The organism is Demequina sp. B12, from assembly GCF_028823635.1.
Lineage (GTDB): Bacteria > Actinomycetota > Actinomycetes > Actinomycetales > Demequinaceae > Demequina.
In genome coordinates, this window is sequence record NZ_JAPEHU010000004.1 from 250421 (window position 1) to 270874 (window position 20454).

A 20454-nucleotide genomic window follows, 5' to 3' on the forward strand; every position below is an offset into this window, starting at 1 on the left:
ACCCCATCGTGATGCACGCTGGAGTCATGGTCGCTCCACCACCCCCGGGGCAACCGCGGCGCAGCGTTGCTCACCATCCTTGAGTACAGGCGCGCCCAAAGAGAAGGATGAGTGCATGCGCATCGGTGTCCCCGTAGAGATCAAGAATCACGAGACCCGCGTGGGCCTGGACCCGGCTTCCGTTGCCGAGCTCGTCGGCCGCGGCCATGAGGTCCTGGTCGAGGAGGGTGCTGGAGTAGCAGCGGCCTTCGCCGATGACGTCTACCGGCAGGCCGGAGCGCACATCTGTGGGCGTGAGCAAGCGTGGGCCGCGGATGTGGTGGTGAAGGTCAAGGAGCCTCTTCCCGAGGAGTGGGGTCTGCTGGGGTCCAACACGCTTTTCACGTTCCTGCACCTTGCCGCCAACGAACCCCTCGCGCGGGCGCTGATCGATGCGGGCACGACCGCGTACTCCTATGACACCGTCCAGACCGCTGACGGCACGTTGCCGATCTTGGCGCCGATGAGCGCGATCGCTGGAGCGCTCGCTATTGTCGCGGGCAGCCATCACTTGTTGTCGACGGTAGGCGGGCCTGGCGTGCTGCTCGGAGGCGCGCCGGGGGCGCGTGCGGGTGTGGTGGTCGTGATTGGTGCTGGCGTCGCGGGGACGGCGGCTGCAGTTCAGGCCAAGGGGGCGGGAGCCGATGTGGTGGTGCTGGACGTGGATGAGGCACGTCTGGGGCGGGTACGAACGCAGTTAGAGGGGATCTCGCGTGGCACGGTCCGCACCGTGGTGTCGACCCCGGAGACTGTCGAACGCGAGTGCGTGGCCGCGAACCTCATCGTTGGAGCGGTCTTAGTTCCCGGCAGGCCCGCACCACACGTGCTGACACGGGCACTACTGGATCGAGTGCAGCCGGGCACTGTCGTGGTTGACATTGCGATCGATCAGGGAGGCTGTTGCGAAGCTTCGCGCCCCACGACGCACGACGATCCTGTGTTCCAGGTCGGCAACGCCACCCTTTACTGTGTGGCGAACATGCCGGGCGCAGTGGGCGCGACCGCGACACACGCGTTGACGGCGGCCTCCATGGCATATCTCCTGCCCCTGGTGGACGGCCGTGACGACCCCGCGTTGGGGCGCGGTCTCAACGTCGCCGGAGGAATGCTGAGGGCAGGTGCCGTAGCGGAGGCATTTCCCCACCTTCCGGCCCAGGTGTTGTAGCGACGTCCGGGCTCGCGTCACCGGCGGTGGCCGCCGCGTGACGCTCGTCGGCAATGTCGTCGGCTATCGGGCGCTGAGGGCGTTCATGCAGAATCGGGTAGTCCTCGAACTCGGCTTCAGCGGCTTCGCGCCCCAGGCGTACGAGGTCCTTGAGCCCTTTGACCGCCCATTGACTGTGGGCGCCTACCCGCGGGTTGAGGACGGTGACGTCCGAACGAATCTCCCATTCGTGAACTTCGAGCCCGGTCTCGAAGCCGCGCAGGTCCCATTCGGCACTGAGGCGTACGGCAATCACGTGTTCAGCGCCCAACTCGATGCAAGCCTGAATGGGGACGTTCTGGACGAGCCCGCCGTCGAGCAGGGTCTTGCCGTCGATGGTCACCGGCCTGAAGATGCCAGGAACGGCGATCGAGGCGGCTACAGCTTTCGTCAGTGAGCCGTGGTCGATCACGACGGCTTCGCGCGCGTCGATGTCAGTGGCCACGGCAGCGAACCTGGTGGGCAGGTCCTCCACCAAGGGGTCCATGCCTAGGGTCCTCTTGAGGCCTTCTGCGAGCGCGTCGTGGGTGAGCAACCCAAAGCCAGGTTTGGGCGTCCAACTTCCGAAGGTCGACCAACCCCACCGGAGAATGTGGTCCTCGAGGTCGTAGGGGTCGATTCCTACGGCTGCCGCACCACCGGCGATGGCTCCTGCAGAGGTCCCGGTGATGATGGACGGCACGATTCCCCGCTCATGGAGGACCTGGAGGACACCGACGTGCGCGGCGCCCAGTGCGCCGCCTCCGCCCAGAGCAAGGCCCAAACGAGGGATGTAGCGAAGGTCGTCGATGGTGCTCATGGCTCCATCGTAAGAAAGGACTGAGTTTCTCGCCCGTATCCTTGGATGCCATGAGCGAGTCCCCAGTGCCCGAACCTGAAGCGCCCCGTAGCTGGGGTCCACTGCTAGGCGCCTTCGCGGTGGCAGGCCTCGTGGTGATCGGTGCGGTGGTGTGGTTCTTTGTGGGGGCGGACGTGTCGACGGAGGAACAGCAGGCCATCGCCGTGTGTGAAGAGCGCGCGGCCGATGCGGGTTTACCGGCGATTGTTCGCGGTGACGTTGCGGGGCCCGACGCGAATGGCGTGGTCTCGATTGCTTGGGAGTTTGAGGACGGCTCCTTCGGTGGCTGTGAAGCGACAGCTGATGAGGATGGGGGCTGGTCGGCGGAACTCGTGGGCGACGCTGCGCCTGACGCGTCGGCGTCGCCGTCTGCGACGCCCTGACACGGACGCGGTTCGCCGCCGCATGCGGCGAGTTTGAGGTGAGACGCTCTGGCCCGGTACGTTCGACGGTGGACGGCAAAGGTGAGGAGTCTCAATGCTGCAGCGCACGCTGGGCACGCACACTGTTTCCGCGATTGGCCTGGGTGGCATGCCGATGTCCATCGAGGGGCGCCCGGATGAGGCGCGCGCGATTGCCACGATCCATGCCGCTCTTGATGCGGGCGTCACCCTGATCGACACCGCTGATGCGTACCATCTGCATCCGGGCGAGGCAGGCCACAATGAGGCGCTGATCGCGCGGGCCTTGGTGGCGTATGGGGCGCGGCGCGGGGACATCCTTGTCGCGACAAAGGCCGGTCATCTGCGTCCCGGGGATGGATCCTGGACGGTGAACGGCGACCCCTCGTATCTCAAGAATGCGGCCAAGGCGTCGGCTCAACGCTTGGGCGGCGACAGCATCGGCCTCCTGCAGTTCCACCGCCCTGACCCGCGTGTTCCGTACGCCGACTCGGTGGGCGCGCTGTCGGAGTTGCTTGACGAGGGCGTGATTGAGATGGCGGGCATCTCCAACGCTGACGTGAGTCAGATTCGTGAGGCACACCAGATTCTGGGTCCTCGCCTGGCCTCAGTTCAGAACCAGTTCTCCCCGGCGTTCGTGTCGAGCGTGGACGAGATGCGGGAGTGTGCGGAGCTGGGAATCGCGTTTATCCCGTGGAGCCCCTTGGGCGGCATTGGTCGGGCCGGGGACGTGGGGACACGGTTCCATGCGTTCCAACAGGTAGCCGATGCTCGGGGAGTGTCCGCGCAGCAGGTCGTGCTGGCATGGGAGTTGGCGTTGGGGGAGCACGTCATTCCGATTCCGGGAGCCTCGCGCCCGAGTTCCATCCTGGACTCGGCGGGTGCGGTTGAACTTGAACTCACGGAAGACGAACTCGCTGCGTTGAACGCGGACGTGTTGCCGACTGAGTGACGGTGGAGTGACGGCGGCGCAGTCGAGCTGCCGCAAAGACGTGGGTGGGGAGAAGTCCCGACAACGCTGAGGGGATCCACGCCTTTCAGCGCGCCCCTCAGCGTGTGTGTCGCGAGCAATCACAACGTGCCCCCGACAGGAATCGAACCTGCGACCTTCGGTACCGGAAACCGGCGCTCTATCCGCTGAGCTACGGGGGCATGCAGGTGAGACCTGCGAAGCAAAAGGGTACCAGTGCTGCCCGTCTTGGAGTTGCGTCCGCTCCCATCTCGGAGTTACTGTACCGACCAGACGGTTTGTTTCGACGGTGACCGCGGTCGCCTCACAGCACCGTGAGTCCTCAGTTGCTTGGAGTAGGTGTCATGAGTTCTGCGCGCAAGTGGGCTTCCCTCGCGGTGCTAGTGGGAGCAGTGCTGTTGCTCACCATCGACAGCACCGTCCTCTACCTCGCCGTTCCCCACCTCACCCAAGAACTCGGCGCCACATCGGCACAGATCCTATGGATCGGTGACATCTACTCGTTGGCGATCGCAGGTCTCTTGGTGACCATGGGAAACCTTGCCGACCTCATCGGCCGCAAACGGCTCCTGTTGATGGGCGCAGTCGCATTCGCCGCAGCATCGGCGCTCGCGGCCTTCTCCGTGACGCCGGAAATGCTGATCGTGGCTCGCCTGCTGCTCGGCATCGCAGGCGCGACCCTGATGCCCTCCACGCTCGCACTGATCCGCACTGTGTTCGAGGATCCCGCCGAACGCAGTCGCGCCATCGCAATCTGGTCGGCCGCGGCCGCTGGAGGACTGGCGCTGGGGCCGCTCGTTGGTGGCGCACTGCTCGCTCACTTCTGGTGGGGGTCAGTGCTCCTCATCAACGTCCCCGTAGTGGCCATCCTCGTCGTGGCCGGAGCCATCGTCCTCCCTGAGTCCAAGAACCCCGACCGCGGCCGGTTTGACCTCCTCTCCAGCGCGCTGTCGATGGCCGCACTCGTGCCCCTCGTCTTCGCGATCAAGAAGTCGCTCTCAGGCGACCTGGGCCTGGCCGTGGTGGTGGCGCTCGCCATCAGCGTGGTGGCTTCCGTGGCGTTTGTGCGGCGTCAGCGTCGATCGCCCGCGCCCATGATCGATGTCTCGTTGTTCCGCGTACCCGAGTTTGCCGGCGCCGTGTCGTTGAACTTCATCACTGTGTTCGCGTTCTCCGGTTTGCTCTTCTTCTTCTCGCAATACCTGCAACTGGTCCAGGGCATGACGCCCTTGGAAGCCGGGCTGGCACAGTTGCCGGTGTCGATTGCATCCATGGCCGTGGTGGCGCTCGTCGGATGGAGCCTGCGACGGTTGGGGCGTGGCCCGGCCATCGGCACTGCGTTGTTGGTCGCTGCGGCAGGGCTCGTGGGCTTGGGGCTCGCGGAAAGCGGAGACTCATATCTGTGGATTGGGCTCGCCCTGGTGCCGGTCGGGCTGGGGATCGGGCTCGCCGAAACGCTCAGCGTGGACGCGGTCGTGTCCGCCGTTCCCGCGCCCAAGGCAGGGGCGGCGGCATCGGTTTCGGAGACCGCGTATGAGCTCGGTGTCGCGTTCGGAATCGCTGTCTTGGGATCCGTCGTCTCCGCGGTGTACCGGGCCCACATGGTGGTCCCGGCTTATCTGACGGGCTCCGACAAGGCGGCTGCCGCCGATTCCCTGAGCGGCGCGGCTCACGTACTTGATCCGGCCAGCGAGGCGTGGCGCCATGCCCAAGAGGCGTTTGTCGCCGGCATGCAGGTCGCGACTATCGTGGCTGTCATGATGCTGCTTGGTGGAGCAGTGGTGGCGTGGCGGATCATCCCTGGACGTCAACGCAGGGACTTGACTCAGGAGGACGCATGGGACGCATCGAGGGACGCTCTGCAGGTGACACCAAGCGCTTGATCCTTGACGCCACCGCCCGCACAGTGCGACGCGATGGGCTTTCTGCGACTCTGGATTCGGTGGCCGCGGAGGCGGGGGTCTCCAAAGGTGGGCTCCTGTACCACTACGCGAGCAAAGCGGCCCTGTTACAGGCGGCAGCGACGGACCTTTTCGAGTCCTTCCGCGCCGCAGTCTTCGCTGCGGTCGACGACGCCGACACGGAGCCTGGAAGGCTGACCCGCGCTTACATTCGCGTGTCATTTGACGATGCCGACGACGTCTCGACGATGCGCGACAACGTGGCGCTCGCCGCTCACCTGATGAGCGAAGTCGACCTTGAAGCGCTAGCCATCGCTGATGCGGAACGGTGGCGCACGGACCTGGCCGATGACGGCCTCCCTGCCGCGACTGTCAGGCTTGTCGTCACCGCAAGCGACGGCGCGAGCATCGGCCCGTTGTGGGGTTCCGTGTTGCATCCTGGGGACATGGATCTTCTTCGGGAGCAGTTGCTCGACCTCACCCGGACCGCGGAGCCGGCAGCATGAGGCGCGTGGTGCAGGGGGCGGCAGGAGTGGCGCTCATGGTGGCGCTCGCGAGTTGCGCAGCCGATGCAGGGGAGCCGCCGCAGGAGACGCCCGCGGCCGTGGGCACCGTGGCCTCCGTGGTGCTCGGATCCGAGACTGTGTCGTTGAAGTTCACGCCCGATGAGGGCTACGAGTACTTCGACGGCACCACTTTTGTCGTGGATGACACGGTGCCGGTGACCGGTGCGGTCGACAACGCGCATGTCATCAGTGCTGGTGACCGGATCGAGGTGTGGACCGACACGTGCGCTGAGTCGTTCCCGGTCCAGTGCGTGGTGACGGCAATCGACGTCGCGGGCTAGAGCTACCCACGGTCTCGTGTCAGTGGGTGCCCGTAATGTCGGATTATGGCTACCTATGACGTCCCAGACCTTGACTCGTGGATTGCCGATGCCGTTCGCGGTCTCCCCGCAGCACAGGTAGTGCCGTACCCCGAATGGGGAGCGCAGACGTTCCAGGTGGCGGGGAAACACTTCGGCCGAGTATCAGCAGACCCCGACGGTCATCCCATCGTGACGGTCAAGGGCGACCCTGACGACAATGCTGCACTCGTTCACCAGTACGAGGGCTTCACCCCCGGCTACTACGCGAACAAGCGGTGGTGGATTTCGTTGCGACTCGACGACCCCTACATCCCGCGTTCCCTGTGTGTGGAAGCGATCCAGGGCGGCTACTGGGCAGTCAGGGAATCACTACCCAAGTACGTCCAAGCCGAGCTCGACTCGTCGGCGCAGTGAGGGTGAGCATCCGCCGATAGACTGACGGGCGTGACTCCTGAGGAACTTGCCGCACAGATTCGGACCGCTCTGCTCGAAGGTATCGACGACTCCGACTTCCAGTTGTCTCCCTTCGACGTTCCTGACGAAGTGCGCGTGGAGCGCCCGCGTCAGCGTGACCACGGCGACTGGTCGACGAACATCGCCATGCAGTTGGCAAAGAAGGCGGGAAGCAACCCTCGCGAGTTCGCCGACACGTTGGTCGAGCGCCTGATCGAGATCGAGGGCATCGCCACCGCAGAGGTCGCCGGACCCGGGTTCATCAACATTCGCATTGCCGCAGAGGCTGCTGGCGAGTTGGCCCGCGGCATCGTGGAGTACGGCGCTGATTACGGCCGCGGCGAGTCCTTTACCGGTAAGACGGTCAACATCGAGTTCGTGTCCGCCAACCCCACGGGCCCCATCCACATCGGTGGCACCCGGTGGGCGGCTGTAGGAGACTCGCTCGCACGCCTCCTGGAGTTCCACGGCGCCCACGTGGTGCGTGAGTACTACTTCAACGACCACGGTTCGCAGATCGACAACTTTGCGGCGTCGCTCTATGCCGTCGTCGCGGGTGAAGACACTCCCGAGAACGGCTACGGCGGACAGTACATCCAAGACATCGCCAACGAGGTGATGGTGGAGGCTGCCGAGAACGCCGACACCGACCCCTTGGAACTGCCCCGTGATGAGGCCATCGAGTTCTTCCGCCTCCGTGGCGTCCGCTTGATGTTCAACGAAATCAAGCAGTCGCTGTCCAACTTTGGTGTCGAGTTCGACGTGTTCTTCCACGAGGACTCGTTGCACGAGTCCGGCAAGGTTGAGAAGGCCCTCGAAGAGCTCAAGGCTTCGGGCGCGCTGTATGAGGCCGATGGCGCCTGGTGGCTGCGGTCCACTGAGCACGGCGACGACAAGGACCGTGTTGTCATCAAGTCTGACGGCAACGCCGCGTACATCGCTGGTGACATCGCTTACATTCGCGACAAGGCGGAACGCGGCGCAGATCTGTGCATCTACCTGCTGGGTTCCGACCACCACGGCTACATCGCACGCCTGAAGGCTGCTGCGGCCGCGCTCGGCTATGAGCCCTCGCTGGTCGAGGTCATCATCGGCCAGTTGGTCAGCCTCGTGAAGGACGGCGAGCCCATGCGCATGTCCAAGCGCGCAGGCACTGTGGTGACGATGGAGGACTTGGTGGACGCGGTCGGCGTGGATGCCGCACGTTATTCGCTTGCGCGCTCGAGTGCCGACTCCACGATCGACATCGACCTCGACCTGCTTGCCTCCGCCACCAACGCGAACCCGGTCTTCTACGTCCAGTACGCCCATGCCCGCGCATGCTCGGTAGCGCGTAACGCTGCCGAGTACGGCATTCGCCGCGAGGACGGCTTCGACGGCGGACTGCTGGAGCACGAGTGGGAAGCCAAGCTGCTGGGTGTGTTGGGCGAGTTCCCCCGCGTCGTGGCCCAGGCCGTGGAGTTCCGCGAGCAGCACCGGGTGGCACGCTACCTCGAGGAACTCGCGAGCGTGTATCACGGCTGGTACGACCGCACCCGTGTGACTCCGCAGGGCGACGAGGCCATCACTGACCTCAACCGCACCCGCCTGTGGCTCAACGACGCCTCACGTCAGGTGTTCGCGAACGGATTGCGCCTGCTGGGTGTGTCGTCACCCGAGAGGATGTAAGGCATGACGCACTCTCCTTGGTCGTGCACTGCGACGCGCTCGGACGCCGGCGTGCTGAACGTGGGGGGAGTGTCAGTCACCGACCTCGCCTCGCAGTTCGGAACCCCTCTGTATGTGGTGGACGAGCGCGACTTCCGCGCCCGCGCATCGGCTTTCCGCGACCACTTCAGCGCTGCTTTCGCGCGTCACGGCGCCCAGGTAGACGTGTTCTATGCGTCGAAGGCGTTCCTCTCGTCCCAGGTCGCTGGCTGGATGCATGAGGACGGGTTGTGCATTGATGTCGCGTCGCTGGGTGAACTCGAGGTCGCTTTGCGTGGCGGTATTCCCGCGTCCCGGATTGGCTTGCACGGCAATAACAAGCAGATCGATGAGCTGACGCGCGCCCTGACTGTGGGTGTGGGGCGCATCATCGTGGACTCGTTCACTGAGATTGATGTGGTCAATGAGCTGGCGGGTTCTCTTGGGGTGAAGGCGCCAGTGATGGTGCGGGTCACGACCGGTGTGCACGCGGGTGGACATGAGTACATCGCCACGAGCCACGAAGATCAGAAGTTTGGGCTATCGCTCGCTACGGGCGCGGCACTCGAGGCGCTGCTGGCGTGCCATGCAGCGGAGAACCTCACTTTGCTAGGAATCCATACGCACATTGGCAGCCAGATTCTGTCGATCGACGCGTTCCGTGAGTCTGCAGACCGGATGCTGCGACTGCGTGCCGCATTCGTGGACGCGGCCGGTGTGGAACTCCCTGAAGTGGATCTGGGTGGCGGCTACGCCATTGCGTACACCGAGGGTGCGGAGGCGCTTGACCCGGCCGATGCTGCAGTGGAGATTGCCGATGCTGTGGCGCAGGTGATGGAGCCCATTGGCGGGACGTGGCCGCGGTTTTCGATCGAGCCGGGCCGGGCCATTGCTGGACCCGCCGGCATGACGCTGTACTCCGTGGGAGTGGTGAAGCGCGTCTCGCTCGAAGACGGGGGAGAGCGTCAGTACGTGGCCGTCGATGGCGGCATGAGTGACAACCCGCGCACCATCATGTACGGAGCGCAGTATTCAGCGGCCATCGCTTCACGTGAGTCTGACGTCACACCGGTGTTGTCACGCGTGGTCGGCAAGCACTGTGAGTCAGGCGACATTGTCGTGCGCGATGTGGACCTGCCGCAGGACATCGCTCGTGGCGACCTGCTGGCCGTCCCGGCAACGGGTGCGTATGGCCGTTCAATGGCGTCGAACTACAACAACGCGCTCCGTCCTGCAGTGGTCGCTGTCCGCGATGGCGCCGCGAAGGTGCTGGTGCGCCGCGACACCATCGCAGACTTGCTCGACTGGGACGTTCCCGCGTGAATCTGAGAACTATCTGAGGGCCCGTCAAGCGTTGTCCTGAGTGAGCAGCACCGCTGCTCGCGGTGAAAGGAGAATGCCATGTCAGTGAACCCTCAGCACGACAACGGCGCACACCGCAGTGCCACACCTCTGGACGCGCTCGCGGCGGAGGTGGAGGCAGAACGGCGTGCAGGGGCGCATACGCCCTTTGACGCGCAGGACGAGTCGTCCGCGACTGGTCCCTTGAGCACCAGCGACTCGGTTGGTACCGGTGGCAGAGCCATCGCTACTGACGACTCAGGCACCCTCCCGCCTGCAGTAGCTAACCGATAACGCACGCTCACAGCGGCGCCCCGGGAACCCCTCAGCCTCGGGGCGCCGTCCTGTGTGCGGCCCCATCGTTCACCGTCATGCCCGCCCAGTGTGTGAGTGTGGCAAGCCCATCGACGATCTCTGTCATTACGCGGTCAAACGTGCCAGTATCCAGACCCCACGGGTCGTCCAGGCTCGTGAGCGGAGCGGGCTCGTCTAGTCGGGCGGCGTCGAGCGCCGCCGCCATGTCACGAAGCTTGTCTGCACCCGACGACCCCGCAGGCGCATCGGCCCGTTGCGAGAGCGTGACTGCTTCTTTCAGGAGGAACACGTGCGGCGCACGTTCGCCCCACTCGCGCTGTGCCCAGCGTGCGTGCTGTTCCGTTGCCACCAGCACCAAGTCCGCACGGGTGAGGATGCCGCGATCCAGTTGCGTGGGACGGTGGCGAGGGATCTCGAGTCCTTGTCGCCGTGCGGCGGCTCGCATCGCCCGGTCCGCATCCATCCCGATCTCTGCGTAGATGCCAGCGCTCGTCACCTCGGCGGCGTCGCCCCATTCCCGTGCCGCCCAATAGTGCATGGCGGGGGAGCGGCAGATGTTTCCGGTGCACACCATGACGATGCGCGCGGGCGGTGAAGACGGGGTACGGCGACTCATGGCATTGAGCCTAACGAGCGGGCGCCCCGCCTGGGGTCATGGTGCGGTGGTGACGCTGGGCTGGTCGCCCGGGTGGCCGTACAACGTGCCTTCCCAGCGCTTGAGGGTGGCAATGATGACAAAGCTCAGCGTGACCAGTAGTGCCCATGAGCCGAGTTTGCCCACGTGAACGGCCTGCCAAAACGCTTCTTGGTCGGGATACTGCCACGCGCCCAGGAAGGTCCCCATGTTTTCCGCAATCCACAGGAAGAACGCGATCAACACGAAGGCGAGAGCCAACGGCATGCGGAGTCTTAGCTGTTTCACCGTGTAGTGGATCCAGGTGTGGCGCATCTCCACCACGAAGAGGATTGCGATCAGCCAGCGCAAGTCCCAGATCCAGTGATGCATGAAGAAGTTCAGGTAAGCGGCGATGGCAAGGGTGGTGAGCGGGACAGCTCGGTACCCCGTCACTCGGAGATCGAACCTGCGCCATGCCTGGCAGATGAACGATCCCACCGCGGCGTACATGAATCCTGAGTACAGGGGGACACCCCACACCATGAGGGTGCCCTCGTCTGGGTAGGTCCAGGATCCTTGCTGAACTTTGAAGATCTCCATGACCAGGCCCAGCAGGTGAAACAGCGCGACCACACCGACTTCGCGGGCTGACTCCATGCCGGTGGCCCACATCACGACGGTGATGCCGACGCCAGCGATCAGCAGGGCGTCGTATCGGGGAATGGGGAGATCCACATAGTCAGTGACGGCCATCGCAACAAACAAGGCGATGGCGAAGGTCAGCGAAACCAGGTTGATCAACGCGAAGGCCCATAAGTGCCGCCACACGTACACCGTGCGCTGCAGTGGTGTGAGTGTCTGAGCGGTTCCGGGCATGGGTGACACTGTGCCATGAGGAAGGCCGATGCAGGGGAGGCCGAGCGCTCCGATAGAGTTAGCGCCGTGTCCACCGCTATCAGCCCAGTGAAGATCGCCGTGCTCGGATGCGGGACTGTCGGCACCCAGGTGGTGCGGCTCCTGACCGAGAACAACTCGGACTTGTCCGCCCGCGTGGGCGGCAGTGTCGAGCTTGCCGGCGTGTATGTCCGTGATACCTCTGTTGCGCGCGACCCTGTCGTGCCAGTTGAGGCGCTCACCTCCGACGCGGAGGCGCTTATTGATAGCGCCGATGTCGTGGTGGAGTTGATGGGTGGTCTGGAGCCGGCGCGCGCCATGATCATTCGTGCGCTCAGCGCAGGCAAGGCCGTCGTGACGGCGAACAAGGCGCTGTTGGCCACGCACGGTGCAGAACTGTATGAAGCGGCTGACGCTGCGGGCGCGGACCTGTACTTTGAGGCGGCTGTCGCGGGTGCGATCCCGTTGGTGCGGCCTGTGCGTGAGTCTCTTGCGGGTGACACGGTCACCCGTATCTTGGGCATCGTCAACGGCACCACGAACTACGTGCTTGATGAGATGACGACCAAGGGCCTTGACTACGACGAGGTGGTGGCGGAGGCGCAGCGGCTGGGATATGCCGAGGCGGACCCGACCGCAGACGTGGGCGGGCATGACGCTGCGGCGAAGGCAGCCATCCTTGCGTCGCTGGCGTTCCATCAGCGCGTCACGATTGACGACGTCTACTGCGAGGGCATTACCGAGGTGTCCGCCGCTGACATTGCCGCAGCAAAGGAAACTGGCCACGTCATCAAGCTCTTGGCTATCGCGGAGAAGGCCGATGCCGGGGTTTCGGTTCGCGTGTACCCGGCCTTGCTGCCGCTGAGCCACCCGCTCGCCACGGTGCGCGGAGCGTTCAACGCTGTCTTCGTCGAGGCTGAGGCCGCAGGTGAGTTGATGTTCTACGGCCAGGGTGCGGGTGGTGCTCCCACCGCATCGGCTGTCCTGGGAGACATTGTCTCCGTGGCCCGCCACGTTGCCAATGGCGGCCGCGGACCACGCGAGTCTAACTACGCTCGGCACGATGTGTTGCCCATCGAAGGCGCACAAACGCGTTACGCGGTCCGCATGAGCGTCCACGATAAGCCTGGTGTGTTGGCGCGCGTCGCCGATGTTTTCGCCAAGCATGAGGTTGGCATCGGCTCTGTGCTCCAGGTGCCGGACGCCGACTTCGCGTCACTGATCATTTCCACTCACCGAGCGTCGGAAGGTGCGCTGCGCGCCACGATCGACGAAGTGCGCGGCATGGATGCCGTGGGTGAAGTGCTGTCTGTCTTGCGAATCGAGGGAGAGTAATGGCTCACGTGTGGCGCGGGATTGTCCGCGAGTACCTGGACCGCCTGCCGTTTGATGACGGCGACCGTGTGGTGTCGCTTGGCGAAGGCGGAACGCCCCTGATCTACGCGCACTCGATCTCTGAGGAGGTGGGTGCGAAGGTCTACGTCAAGTACGAGGGCATGAACCCCACCGGTTCCTTCAAGGACCGTGGCATGACGTCTGCGATGACGCAGGTGGTGAAGGACGGCGACCACACGGTGGTGTGCGCGTCGACCGGCAACACCTCGGCATCGGCCGCTGCCTACGCGGCGCACGCAGGCCTGAACTGCGTCGTCATGATTCCGGAAGGCAAGATTGCGGCAGGAAAGATGGCCCAGGCCATCGTTCATGGGGCCACCTTGGTCCAGGTAGACGGCAACTTTGACGAATGCCTCGACATCGTTCGTTCCTTGTCAGAGGACTACCCGGTCGCGTTGGTGAACTCCGTCAACCCGTACCGCTTGCAGGGACAGAAGACCGCCGCCTTTGAGATTGTGGACCAGTTGGGCGATGCGCCCGACATCCACATGCTGCCCGTCGGCAACGCTGGCAACATCTCTGCCTACTGGATGGGCTTCAAGGAGTACGCCGAGGCGGGTATCGCCACCCGCACGCCGCGCATCTGGGGCGTTCAGGCCGAGGGTGCGGCACCGTTCGTGCACGGCGGCCCCGTGAAGGATCCCGAAACCATCGCGACGGCAATCCGTATCGGCAAGCCTGCCTCGTGGGACCTTGCGATCGCTGCGCGGGATGAGTCCGGCGGTTGGATTCGCGCCGTCTCCGACACGCAGATTCTCAACGCCCAAGCACGTCTTGCGGCGGATGTTGGCGTCTTTGTGGAGCCAGCATCGGCCGCTCCGATCGCTGGGCTGCTGGCTGCTGCGGCACTGGGCGAGGTCCCTGCGGACGCGACCATCACCTGCACCGTGACGGGCAATGGTCTCAAGGACACGGCAACCGCGCTCGCTGGCCGCGAGATCGAGCCAAAGGTCATTCCCGTGGACGTTGCTGCCGCCGCCAAGGCCCTGGGTCTGTAGCCATGCGTGTAGGCGCTGACCATGTAGTGGTGACGGTTCCGGCAACCGCTGGAAACCTTGGTCCTGGGTTCGACGCGTTGGGCTTAGCGCTCGGCGTCGTCGACGAGATCGAGGTCCGCGCGGTGGCGTCGGACGATGTGGTGCTTGAGATTGAAGGCGAAGGCGCGGATACGCTGCCTCGTGATGAGTCACACCTCGTCGTGCGGGCGCTGCGTGCCGCGCTCGACCATGTGGGTGCTTCCCAAACGGGTCTGGTGATCCGCGCCCACAACCGCATTCCGCATGGGCGCGGCTTGGGATCGTCTGCGGCTGCCGTTGTTGCGGGTATCTCTGCTGCGCGTGGCCTCATTGCCGAGCCCGAGGCGCTGTCCCCAGAAGTCGCGTTGGAGATCGCCACGTCGTTTGAAGGACACCCGGACAACGCTGCACCCGCCATTTGGGGTGGAGCGACGGTGGCCTGGATGGATGGCGCGATGCCACATGCCGCCACGCTGCAAGTCGCGGCCGGGATCGAGACTGCGGTCCTGGTTCCAGGTTCTGTCCTGCCGACCACCCAGGCACGTTCCGTATTGCCTACGCAGGTGCCGCACCGTGACGCCGCGTTCAATGCGGGACGCTCTGCACTTTTGGTTGCCGCACTCGCGGGCCAGCCCGAACACCTCTTTGCTGCGACGGAAGACCGCTTGCACCAGAACTACCGTGCGGACGTGATGCCGGCAGCCATGGCGATGATGTCGCACCTGCGCGAACAAGGGCTGGCTGCCGTGGTCTCGGGAGCCGGCCCTTCCGTTTTGGTCATGGGCGCCGGACTCGCGCAACACGGACTCGAATCCGGGATGCCGCAATGGGCCCGCGGCATTGGTGGAGAAAACTGGCGTGTGGTGCACTCCGTCGAGCGAGTGCCCGGAGCCACCACGCGGCGAATCTAGACGGAGCACACAATGATCAGGGAAGCGACCAACGACGATCGCGACGCGATTGCACAGATCTGCCGGGTGACCGGTGCAGCCGGGCAAGACGCCACCGGCATCTATGGCGATGACACGGCGCTCGCCGATGTGTACGCGACCCCCTACCTCGATGGTCCAGGTGGGTTCGCACTCGTCTGGGACACAGGCGAGGGTGCGGTCGGCTACGTGATTGGTACAGACGACACGGCGGCATTCCAAGAGTGGTTCAACGACTCATGGTGGCCAGCTGTCGCAGACCATCATCCCTTGCGCACTGAAGGCGACGAGACCCTCCTACGGTCCGCCACCAACCGCGAACGCATGATGAGTCCGCTGGTTGAAGACTTCCCTGCGCACCTCCACATCGACCTCCTGCCAGCAGCCCAAGGCCAGGGAGCTGGCCGTGCGCTGATCGAGGCAGCGTGCGAACTCTTGGCCGCCCGCGGATGCCCTGGCGTGCATCTTGGGGTGGATCCCAGCAACGAGGGCGCCATGGCCTTCTATCCGCGCGTCGGGTTCACCGTCCCTGAAGGCGTCGACGGAGCAATGTTTGTTCGTGAACTGACGGCGTAGCGGGCTCACCATGAGTGTCAAGACCCGCGTGCTGTCCTCGCTTCCGCCACGTGCGGCAATGCGTGTCGCGGGGATCGTGGTCGCGATCGTCCTTGGATGCGCGTCGGTGGGTTTCGTGGTCGACGGAGTCGACCTTGCCGTGCCCAGCGCGGTGGGCTCGGTCGCGGTGCTCGCACTCGCTTTGCGTAGACCCTCCTGGCCGTATGTGGTGTGGTTCGTCGTGGTCCTGGCGGCGGCATCGGCCCTTGCCTCACAAGAGTTGGCTGCGGTCGCCGCAGGTCTTGTGGTCGCGGTCGCCGTCATCGTGCAACTGCCGGTGGTGCGGCGATACGGAGCCGTGGTGGGAGTGGTCCCGGTGATCGTGGCGAACATCGCGGGTGGCACGCTCGAAAGCGAACCTATCTTTGCGGCCATGGGCACCGTGATGGGTGCGGTGTTGACGATTGCTGCGGTGCGCGTGCTGCGCATCCCCCGGGTGCCGGCGCCTGACGTGGGGCGCCGGGTGGCGTGGGCGTATGTGCTGATGCTGGGCCTCACCGCGGGTGCGGTCACGGCAGTCGTGGTCCACGAAGACCTGCCGCATGGCATGTGGCTGGTCATTGCGCTGTCCACCGTGCTGGTGCCTATGCCGCATGAAACCGTTGCTCGTGGGCGGGTCCGTGTCGCAGGCACCATTGTCGGGGCGCTGGTGGGATCGGCGGTGGCGGCGCTGGTACCTGCTTGGGTCGCGATTGCGGTGGGCCTCGTCGCGGTGTTCGTGTCCGTTGCGATGATGGTCGCGCAACGCAGGCACGCCTTTGTGGCATACGGGGCACTCGCGGTGGTCGTGCTGGTGGGAGCGGGGCACGGTGATGTCGCGGTGGACGCCGCCGCGGTACGGGTGGGTTGGACGTTGGCTGGAGCGCTCGTAGCAGTCGGTGCGGGGTGGGCCATCAGCACCATCGAGCGCCGGTAGGTCGCGCTGCCATACGCCCCTCGCTGCGCTGCCAGTGGTGGTGCGCCATCAGCGAAAACCTGCCGCCGGGGCGTTCTTGCACCGTCATCTGTCTGGACCCGGTACTAGGGTGAAACAAGATGCGGCGCGTGGCGATGTTGGAGCGTGTCGGGAGGTGCGCACCGGCACCACATCTTGGTGAGGAGACACATGACTGCGCTTGCGCAAGAACAGTCCACCGCTCGGCCGCCGGCACGTGAAGGAACGCTCTGGGGTCTGCTCGTGCAATCCGTCAAGCCCTATGCGCGCCCACTGACCGGGGTAGTGCTGTTCCAACTGGGCTCCTCAGTCGCGAACCTCTACCTGCCCAGCCTCAACGCCGACATCATCGACAACGGTGTCGCGACCGGAGACGTGGCGCACATCTGGCGCGTAGGCGGGATCATGCTGGCGTTGTCTTTCCTCCAAATCGCCTGCTCGATCGTGGCGGTCTACTTTGGGGCGCGCGTCGCGATGGCTGTGGGTCGCGACTTGCGCGGCCAGATCTTCGCGCGGGTGGGGTCGTTCTCCGAGAATGAAGTGCAACGCTTTGGAGCTCCCAGCCTGATTACGCGTTCCACCAACGATGTTCAGCAAGTGCAGATGCTGGTCCTGATGAGCTGCACGCTGCTGGTCACCGCGCCGTTCATGGCCATCGGTGGTGTCTTCATGGCGCTCCACCAAGATGTGGCGCTGTCGTGGATTCTCGTCGTGGCGATACCGCTGCTCCTCATCGCGGTGATTCTCATCATCTGGCGCATGGTGCCGCACTTCCAACGGATGCAGAAGCGCATTGACGCGATCAACCGGGTCATGCGCGAGCAGCTCACTGGAATCCGTGTGGTCCGTGCTTTTGTGCGCGAAGACCAGGAACGGGACCGTTTCGCTGAAGCCAACGCGGCTGTGACTGAGTCTGCGCTGAAGGCCGGCCGGCTCATGGCCTCGATGTTCCCCATCGTGATGCTGGTGATGAATGTCTCGTCAGTTGCGGTGCTGTGGTTCGGCGCGGTGCGTGTGGACAACGGACAGATGCAGGTAGGCGCACTGACCGCCTTCCTGACCTACATCATTCAAATCCTGATGGCCGTCATGATGGCGACGTTCTTGTTTGTGTTGGTGCCGCGCGCGTCGGTGTCTGCAGACCGCATCAGCGAAGTCCTCGATACCCGCACCAGCGTCGAGGAGGCCGCCCAGCCCGGCACCGCCGATGTCCGCACGGGCCTCGTGGAGTTTGAGGACGTGACCTTCGCGTACCCCGGCGCCGAGGAACCGGTGCTGAAGAACATCACGTTCACTGCACGGCCCGGCACCACCACCGCCATCATTGGCTCCACCGGCGCAGGAAAATCCACGCTCGTGGGCCTGGTGCCGCGCCTGTATGACGCCACATCGGGGACGGTCCGCGTCGACGGCGTGGACGTCCGAGACCTGGAGTTTGAAGACTTGTGGAAGCGCATGGGCTTGGTTCCCCAGCGCCCCTACCTCTTCTCCGGAACGGTCGGGTCCAATCTTCGCTATGGAGCTGAAGACGCCACCGAGGAGCAACTCTGGCAGGCTCTTCGCACGGCGCAAGGTGACGACTTCGTCAAGGCGATGCCGCAAGGGCTTGAGACGCCGATGGCCCAGGGCGGCACGACAGTCTCAGGGGGTCAGCGCCAGCGACTGTCGATCGCGCGTGCCCTGGTGCGGCAGCCTTCCGTGCTCCTGTTCGACGACTCCTTCAGCGCCCTCGATACCGCCACTGATGCCCGACTGCGAGCTGCGTTGGCAACCCACGCCGCGGACGCGACGGTGATCGTGGTGGCGCAACGTGTGTCGAGCATCGTCGACGCAGACCAGATTCTGGTCCTCGAAGATGGCGAGGTTGTCGCACGCGGCACTCACACCGAGCTACTCGACACTTCGCCCACGTACCAAGAGATCGTCAGTACCCAGCTTCGAGCGGAGGAGGCGTGATGGCTGAGAACAACAACACCACGCCGTCGTCTTCGTCGACTGAGGCAGAAGAGCTGAAGGAAGCCGCGCGGGAGCATGATGCCGGTGCTGTCAAAGCACCGCCACGGCCGCCGCGCGGGGGGCCTGGTCACGGGCCTGCGGCAGCCATGCCCACTGAGAAGGCCATGAACTTTGGGCCTTCGCTTAAGCGACTTTTCGGTCAGTTGCGCCCCGAGCGATCGCTCGTGATCTTCGTGATTGTGCTGGGCGCGGCATCGGTCGCGTTGTCGGTTATTGGCCCCAAGATTCTGGGTAATGCCACGACCACCATCTTCGAAGGACTCATCACCGGCGACGGCGTTGACTTTGACGCGCTTCACCGGATCCTGTGGTCTGTTGTTGCGATCTATGTCGCGTCAGCGATTCTGGCCCTTGCGCAGGGGTGGATCCTCAACGGAGTCACCCAACGAACCGTCTATCGACTACGCCAGCGCGTGGAAGAAAAGGTTCACCGGCTGCCGCTGAGCTATTTTGACCGCAACCAGCGCGGCGAGCTCTTGAGCCGAGTCACGAACGACATCGACAATGTGTCGCAAACGCTTCAGCAGACGCTCAGCCAGCTGTTCACGTCTGTGTTGACGGTCATCGGTGTCCTCGTCATGATGGTGTGGATCTCCCCGATCCTGGCCCTGATCGCAGTGGTGTCGATTCCACTCACGCTGGTGATCGTCGCGCAAGTGGCCAAGCGCAGCCAAGTGAAGTTCGTCGCCCAGTGGAAGCACACCGGCGAACTCAATGGACAGATCGAAGAGACCTACACCGGCCACTCATTGGTCAAGGTGTTCGGGCGTCAGGACGTCACTCAGCGGGAGTTCGACGAGAAGAACGACGAGCTTTACCAGGCAAGCTTCGGAGCCCAGTTCATCTCCGGAATCATCATGCCGGCCGCGATGTTCGTGGGAAACCTGGTGTACGTCGCCGTCGCAGTGGTGGGTGGCGTGATGGTGGCGAACGGCTCACTTCCCATCGGTGACGTGCAGGCCTTCATTCAGTATTCACGACAGTTCCAGCAGCCTCTCAGCCAGCTGGGGTCGATGTTTAACCTTCTGCAGTCTGGTGTAGCGAGCGCTGAACGTGTCTTCGAGTTCCTTGATGCAGACGATCAGACGGAAGACGACGACCCTGCCGACACCCCCGAGGAGTTCCACGGACGCCTGGACTTCGAGGACGTCAAGTTCTCCTACGAGGAGGACAAGCCCCTCATCACCGGCCTCTCCTTGACCGCGGAGCCCGGCAAGACCGTGGCGATTGTGGGGCCCACGGGCGCTGGAAAGACAACGCTGGTGAACCTGATCATGCGTTTCTACGAACTCGACGGCGGCCGCATCACCTTGGACGGCACGGACATCGCCCGCATGACGCGTCACGACCTGCGGTCCCGCACCGGCATGGTGCTGCAAGATGCCTGGCTGTTCGGCGGCACCATTCGGGAGAACATCGCTTACGGCCGCCCTGACGCCACCGAAGAGGAGATCCTCGACGCCGCTAAGGCTGCCTACGTGGACCGCTTTGTGCACTCCCTGCCAGACGGATACGACACCGTTCTTGACGATGACGCGACCAACGTCTCCGTGGGTGAGCGCCAGCTCATCACCATCGCCCGCGCTTTCGTGGCAAAGCCCAGCGTGTTGATCCTCGACGAGGCCACGAGCTCCGTCGACACCCGTACCGAACTCTTGGTGCAGCGCGCCATGGAAGATTTGCGTAAGGACCGCACCAGCTTTGTGATTGCGCACCGACTGTCAACGATTCGGGACGCTGATCTCATCTTGGTGATGGAGCACGGCGACATTGTCGAACAAGGCAACCACGACGAACTTGTGGCCGCCAAGGGTGCCTACGCCCGCTTGTATGAGGCGCAGTTCTCCGCGCCGGTCGACGATGTCGATGACCCAGCGCCCGCGACAGGGCAGGTCCCCGTCGTCGCCTTGGATGCCGAACTCGCCGCGGATGCGGCGATGACCGGGATCCCCGCAATGCCCGTGGAAGGGACCACCGAAGGGGACGACGAGCCGCCTTTGACTGGTGAAGCGCGATAGCGAGT

At 64.4% G+C, this 20454-nt stretch carries 20 protein-coding genes and 1 tRNA gene; 17 read left to right on the forward strand and 4 right to left on the reverse strand.

Annotation, left to right across the window (positions count from 1 at the left end; translation table 11 throughout):
- Positions 1 to 115 precede the first annotated feature (115 nt).
- Positions 116 to 1204: an alanine dehydrogenase gene (gene ald / locus ON058_RS10555; RefSeq protein ID WP_274669007.1), complete on the forward strand. Its 1089-nt coding sequence runs from the start codon at positions 116 to 118 to the stop codon at positions 1202 to 1204.
- On the opposite strand, the gene ON058_RS10560 is transcribed toward ald, so the two are convergent.
- On the reverse strand, positions 1128 to 2042 hold the full coding sequence (locus ON058_RS10560) for a patatin-like phospholipase family protein (RefSeq protein ID WP_274669008.1): 915 nt from the start codon (positions 2040 to 2042) through the stop codon (positions 1128 to 1130). The two genes, ald and ON058_RS10560, sit on opposite strands and share 77 nt — an antisense overlap.
- A gap of 50 nt (positions 2043 to 2092) precedes the next feature.
- Between ON058_RS10560 and ON058_RS10565 the strand changes: the two genes are divergently transcribed.
- Positions 2093 to 2464: a hypothetical protein gene (locus tag ON058_RS10565; protein ID WP_274669009.1), complete on the forward strand. Its 372-nt coding sequence runs from the start codon at positions 2093 to 2095 to the stop codon at positions 2462 to 2464.
- Positions 2465 to 2558: 94 nt separating this feature from the next.
- The gene (locus tag ON058_RS10570) at positions 2559 to 3434 is read left to right on the forward strand and encodes an aldo/keto reductase (protein ID WP_274669010.1); all 876 of its coding nucleotides are present in this window, start codon (positions 2559 to 2561) and stop codon (positions 3432 to 3434) included.
- A gap of 127 nt (positions 3435 to 3561) precedes the next feature.
- On the opposite strand, the gene ON058_RS10575 is transcribed toward ON058_RS10570, so the two are convergent.
- Positions 3562 to 3634 (reverse strand) — tRNA-Arg (locus tag ON058_RS10575).
- Between the two features lie 162 nt (positions 3635 to 3796).
- On the opposite strand from ON058_RS10575, the gene ON058_RS10580 reads away from it, so the two are divergent.
- The 7 genes from ON058_RS10580 to ON058_RS10610 all read left to right on the forward strand — a co-directional run bounded on the left by ON058_RS10580 (position 3797) and on the right by ON058_RS10610 (position 9995).
- Positions 3797 to 5335, forward strand: coding sequence for an MFS transporter (locus ON058_RS10580; protein ID WP_274669011.1), 1539 nt, complete (start codon positions 3797 to 3799; stop codon positions 5333 to 5335).
- The gene (locus ON058_RS10585; protein ID WP_274669012.1) at positions 5290 to 5859 is read left to right on the forward strand and encodes a TetR/AcrR family transcriptional regulator; all 570 of its coding nucleotides are present in this window, start codon (positions 5290 to 5292) and stop codon (positions 5857 to 5859) included. Before ON058_RS10580 ends, ON058_RS10585 begins: the two co-directional genes overlap by 46 nt.
- Entirely contained in the window at positions 5856 to 6200 is a 345-nt protein-coding gene (locus ON058_RS10590; RefSeq protein WP_274669013.1) for a hypothetical protein, read from the forward strand. The genes ON058_RS10585 and ON058_RS10590 overlap by 4 nt, the downstream gene beginning before the upstream one ends.
- Before the next feature lie 45 nt (positions 6201 to 6245).
- Positions 6246 to 6635, forward strand: a complete 390-nt coding sequence (locus ON058_RS10595) for an MmcQ/YjbR family DNA-binding protein (RefSeq protein WP_274669014.1) — start codon at positions 6246 to 6248, stop codon at positions 6633 to 6635.
- 30 nt (positions 6636 to 6665) lie between these two features.
- Positions 6666 to 8342: an arginine--tRNA ligase gene (gene argS, locus ON058_RS10600; RefSeq protein ID WP_274669015.1), complete on the forward strand. Its 1677-nt coding sequence runs from the start codon at positions 6666 to 6668 to the stop codon at positions 8340 to 8342.
- 3 nt (positions 8343 to 8345) lie between these two features.
- Complete coding sequence (lysA, locus tag ON058_RS10605; RefSeq protein ID WP_274669016.1) at positions 8346 to 9683, forward strand: diaminopimelate decarboxylase; 1338 nt, start codon at positions 8346 to 8348, stop codon at positions 9681 to 9683.
- Between the two features lie 78 nt (positions 9684 to 9761).
- Positions 9762 to 9995, forward strand: a complete 234-nt coding sequence (locus ON058_RS10610; protein ID WP_274669017.1) for a hypothetical protein — start codon at positions 9762 to 9764, stop codon at positions 9993 to 9995.
- 31 nt (positions 9996 to 10026) lie between these two features.
- On the opposite strand, the gene ON058_RS10615 is transcribed toward ON058_RS10610, so the two are convergent.
- Together ON058_RS10615 and ON058_RS10620 are read right to left on the reverse strand one after the other, a co-directional pair.
- Positions 10027 to 10632, reverse strand: a complete 606-nt coding sequence (locus tag ON058_RS10615) for a hypothetical protein (protein ID WP_274669018.1) — start codon at positions 10630 to 10632, stop codon at positions 10027 to 10029.
- A 36-nt stretch (positions 10633 to 10668) separates the two neighbouring features.
- Complete coding sequence (locus ON058_RS10620) at positions 10669 to 11508, reverse strand: DUF817 domain-containing protein (RefSeq protein WP_274669019.1); 840 nt, start codon at positions 11506 to 11508, stop codon at positions 10669 to 10671.
- Positions 11509 to 11574: 66 nt separating this feature from the next.
- Here ON058_RS10620 and ON058_RS10625 point away from each other — a divergent pair, with 66 nt between their 5' ends.
- The 7 genes from ON058_RS10625 (at position 11575) to ON058_RS10655 (ending at position 20449) form a co-directional block, all read left to right on the forward strand.
- Positions 11575 to 12861, forward strand: a complete 1287-nt coding sequence (locus ON058_RS10625) for a homoserine dehydrogenase (RefSeq protein ID WP_274669020.1) — start codon at positions 11575 to 11577, stop codon at positions 12859 to 12861.
- Positions 12861 to 13919, forward strand: a complete 1059-nt coding sequence (gene thrC / locus ON058_RS10630; protein WP_274669021.1) for a threonine synthase — start codon at positions 12861 to 12863, stop codon at positions 13917 to 13919. Before ON058_RS10625 ends, thrC begins: the two co-directional genes overlap by 1 nt.
- 29 nt (positions 13920 to 13948) lie before the next feature.
- Entirely contained in the window at positions 13949 to 14848 is a 900-nt protein-coding gene (thrB, locus tag ON058_RS10635) for a homoserine kinase (RefSeq protein WP_342453048.1), read from the forward strand.
- Between the two features lie 12 nt (positions 14849 to 14860).
- Entirely contained in the window at positions 14861 to 15442 is a 582-nt protein-coding gene (locus ON058_RS10640; protein ID WP_274669023.1) for a GNAT family N-acetyltransferase, read from the forward strand.
- Between the two features lie 10 nt (positions 15443 to 15452).
- Positions 15453 to 16397: an FUSC family protein gene (locus tag ON058_RS10645; protein WP_274669024.1), complete on the forward strand. Its 945-nt coding sequence runs from the start codon at positions 15453 to 15455 to the stop codon at positions 16395 to 16397.
- Positions 16398 to 16586: 189 nt separating this feature from the next.
- Complete coding sequence (locus ON058_RS10650; RefSeq protein WP_274669025.1) at positions 16587 to 18371, forward strand: ABC transporter ATP-binding protein; 1785 nt, start codon at positions 16587 to 16589, stop codon at positions 18369 to 18371.
- Positions 18371 to 20449 (forward strand): ABC transporter ATP-binding protein, encoded by a 2079-nt coding sequence (locus tag ON058_RS10655; RefSeq protein WP_274669026.1) that lies wholly within the window; start codon positions 18371 to 18373, stop codon positions 20447 to 20449. The genes ON058_RS10650 and ON058_RS10655 overlap by 1 nt, the downstream gene beginning before the upstream one ends.
- The last annotated feature ends 5 nt before the right edge of the window (positions 20450 to 20454 follow it).

Bases quoted from the DNA above. Each gene is read 5' to 3' on its own strand.
- ON058_RS10590 (WP_274669013.1), top strand. From the start codon at position 5,856: ATGAGGCGCGTGGTGCAGGGGGCGGCAGGAGTGGCGCTCATGGTGGCG.
- ON058_RS10650 (WP_274669025.1), top strand. From the start codon at position 16,587: ATGACTGCGCTTGCGCAAGAACAGTCCACCGCTCGGCCGCCGGCACGT.
- ON058_RS10560 (WP_274669008.1), bottom strand. From the start codon at position 2,042: ATGAGCACCATCGACGACCTTCGCTACATCCCTCGTTTGGGCCTTGCT.
- ON058_RS10620 (WP_274669019.1), bottom strand. From the start codon at position 11,508: ATGCCCGGAACCGCTCAGACACTCACACCACTGCAGCGCACGGTGTAC.
- ON058_RS10565 (WP_274669009.1), top strand. From the start codon at position 2,093: ATGAGCGAGTCCCCAGTGCCCGAACCTGAAGCGCCCCGTAGCTGGGGT.
- ON058_RS10640 (WP_274669023.1), top strand. From the start codon at position 14,861: ATGATCAGGGAAGCGACCAACGACGATCGCGACGCGATTGCACAGATC.
- ON058_RS10585 (WP_274669012.1), top strand. From the start codon at position 5,290: ATGGGACGCATCGAGGGACGCTCTGCAGGTGACACCAAGCGCTTGATC.
- lysA (WP_274669016.1), top strand. From the start codon at position 8,346: ATGACGCACTCTCCTTGGTCGTGCACTGCGACGCGCTCGGACGCCGGC.
- ON058_RS10595 (WP_274669014.1), top strand. From the start codon at position 6,246: ATGGCTACCTATGACGTCCCAGACCTTGACTCGTGGATTGCCGATGCC.
- ON058_RS10645 (WP_274669024.1), top strand. From the start codon at position 15,453: ATGAGTGTCAAGACCCGCGTGCTGTCCTCGCTTCCGCCACGTGCGGCA.
- ON058_RS10610 (WP_274669017.1), top strand. From the start codon at position 9,762: ATGTCAGTGAACCCTCAGCACGACAACGGCGCACACCGCAGTGCCACA.
- ON058_RS10615 (WP_274669018.1), bottom strand. From the start codon at position 10,632: ATGAGTCGCCGTACCCCGTCTTCACCGCCCGCGCGCATCGTCATGGTG.
- ON058_RS10655 (WP_274669026.1), top strand. From the start codon at position 18,371: ATGGCTGAGAACAACAACACCACGCCGTCGTCTTCGTCGACTGAGGCA.
- ON058_RS10570 (WP_274669010.1), top strand. From the start codon at position 2,559: ATGCTGCAGCGCACGCTGGGCACGCACACTGTTTCCGCGATTGGCCTG.
- ON058_RS10580 (WP_274669011.1), top strand. From the start codon at position 3,797: ATGAGTTCTGCGCGCAAGTGGGCTTCCCTCGCGGTGCTAGTGGGAGCA.
- ald (WP_274669007.1), top strand. From the start codon at position 116: ATGCGCATCGGTGTCCCCGTAGAGATCAAGAATCACGAGACCCGCGTG.
- thrC (WP_274669021.1), top strand. From the start codon at position 12,861: ATGGCTCACGTGTGGCGCGGGATTGTCCGCGAGTACCTGGACCGCCTG.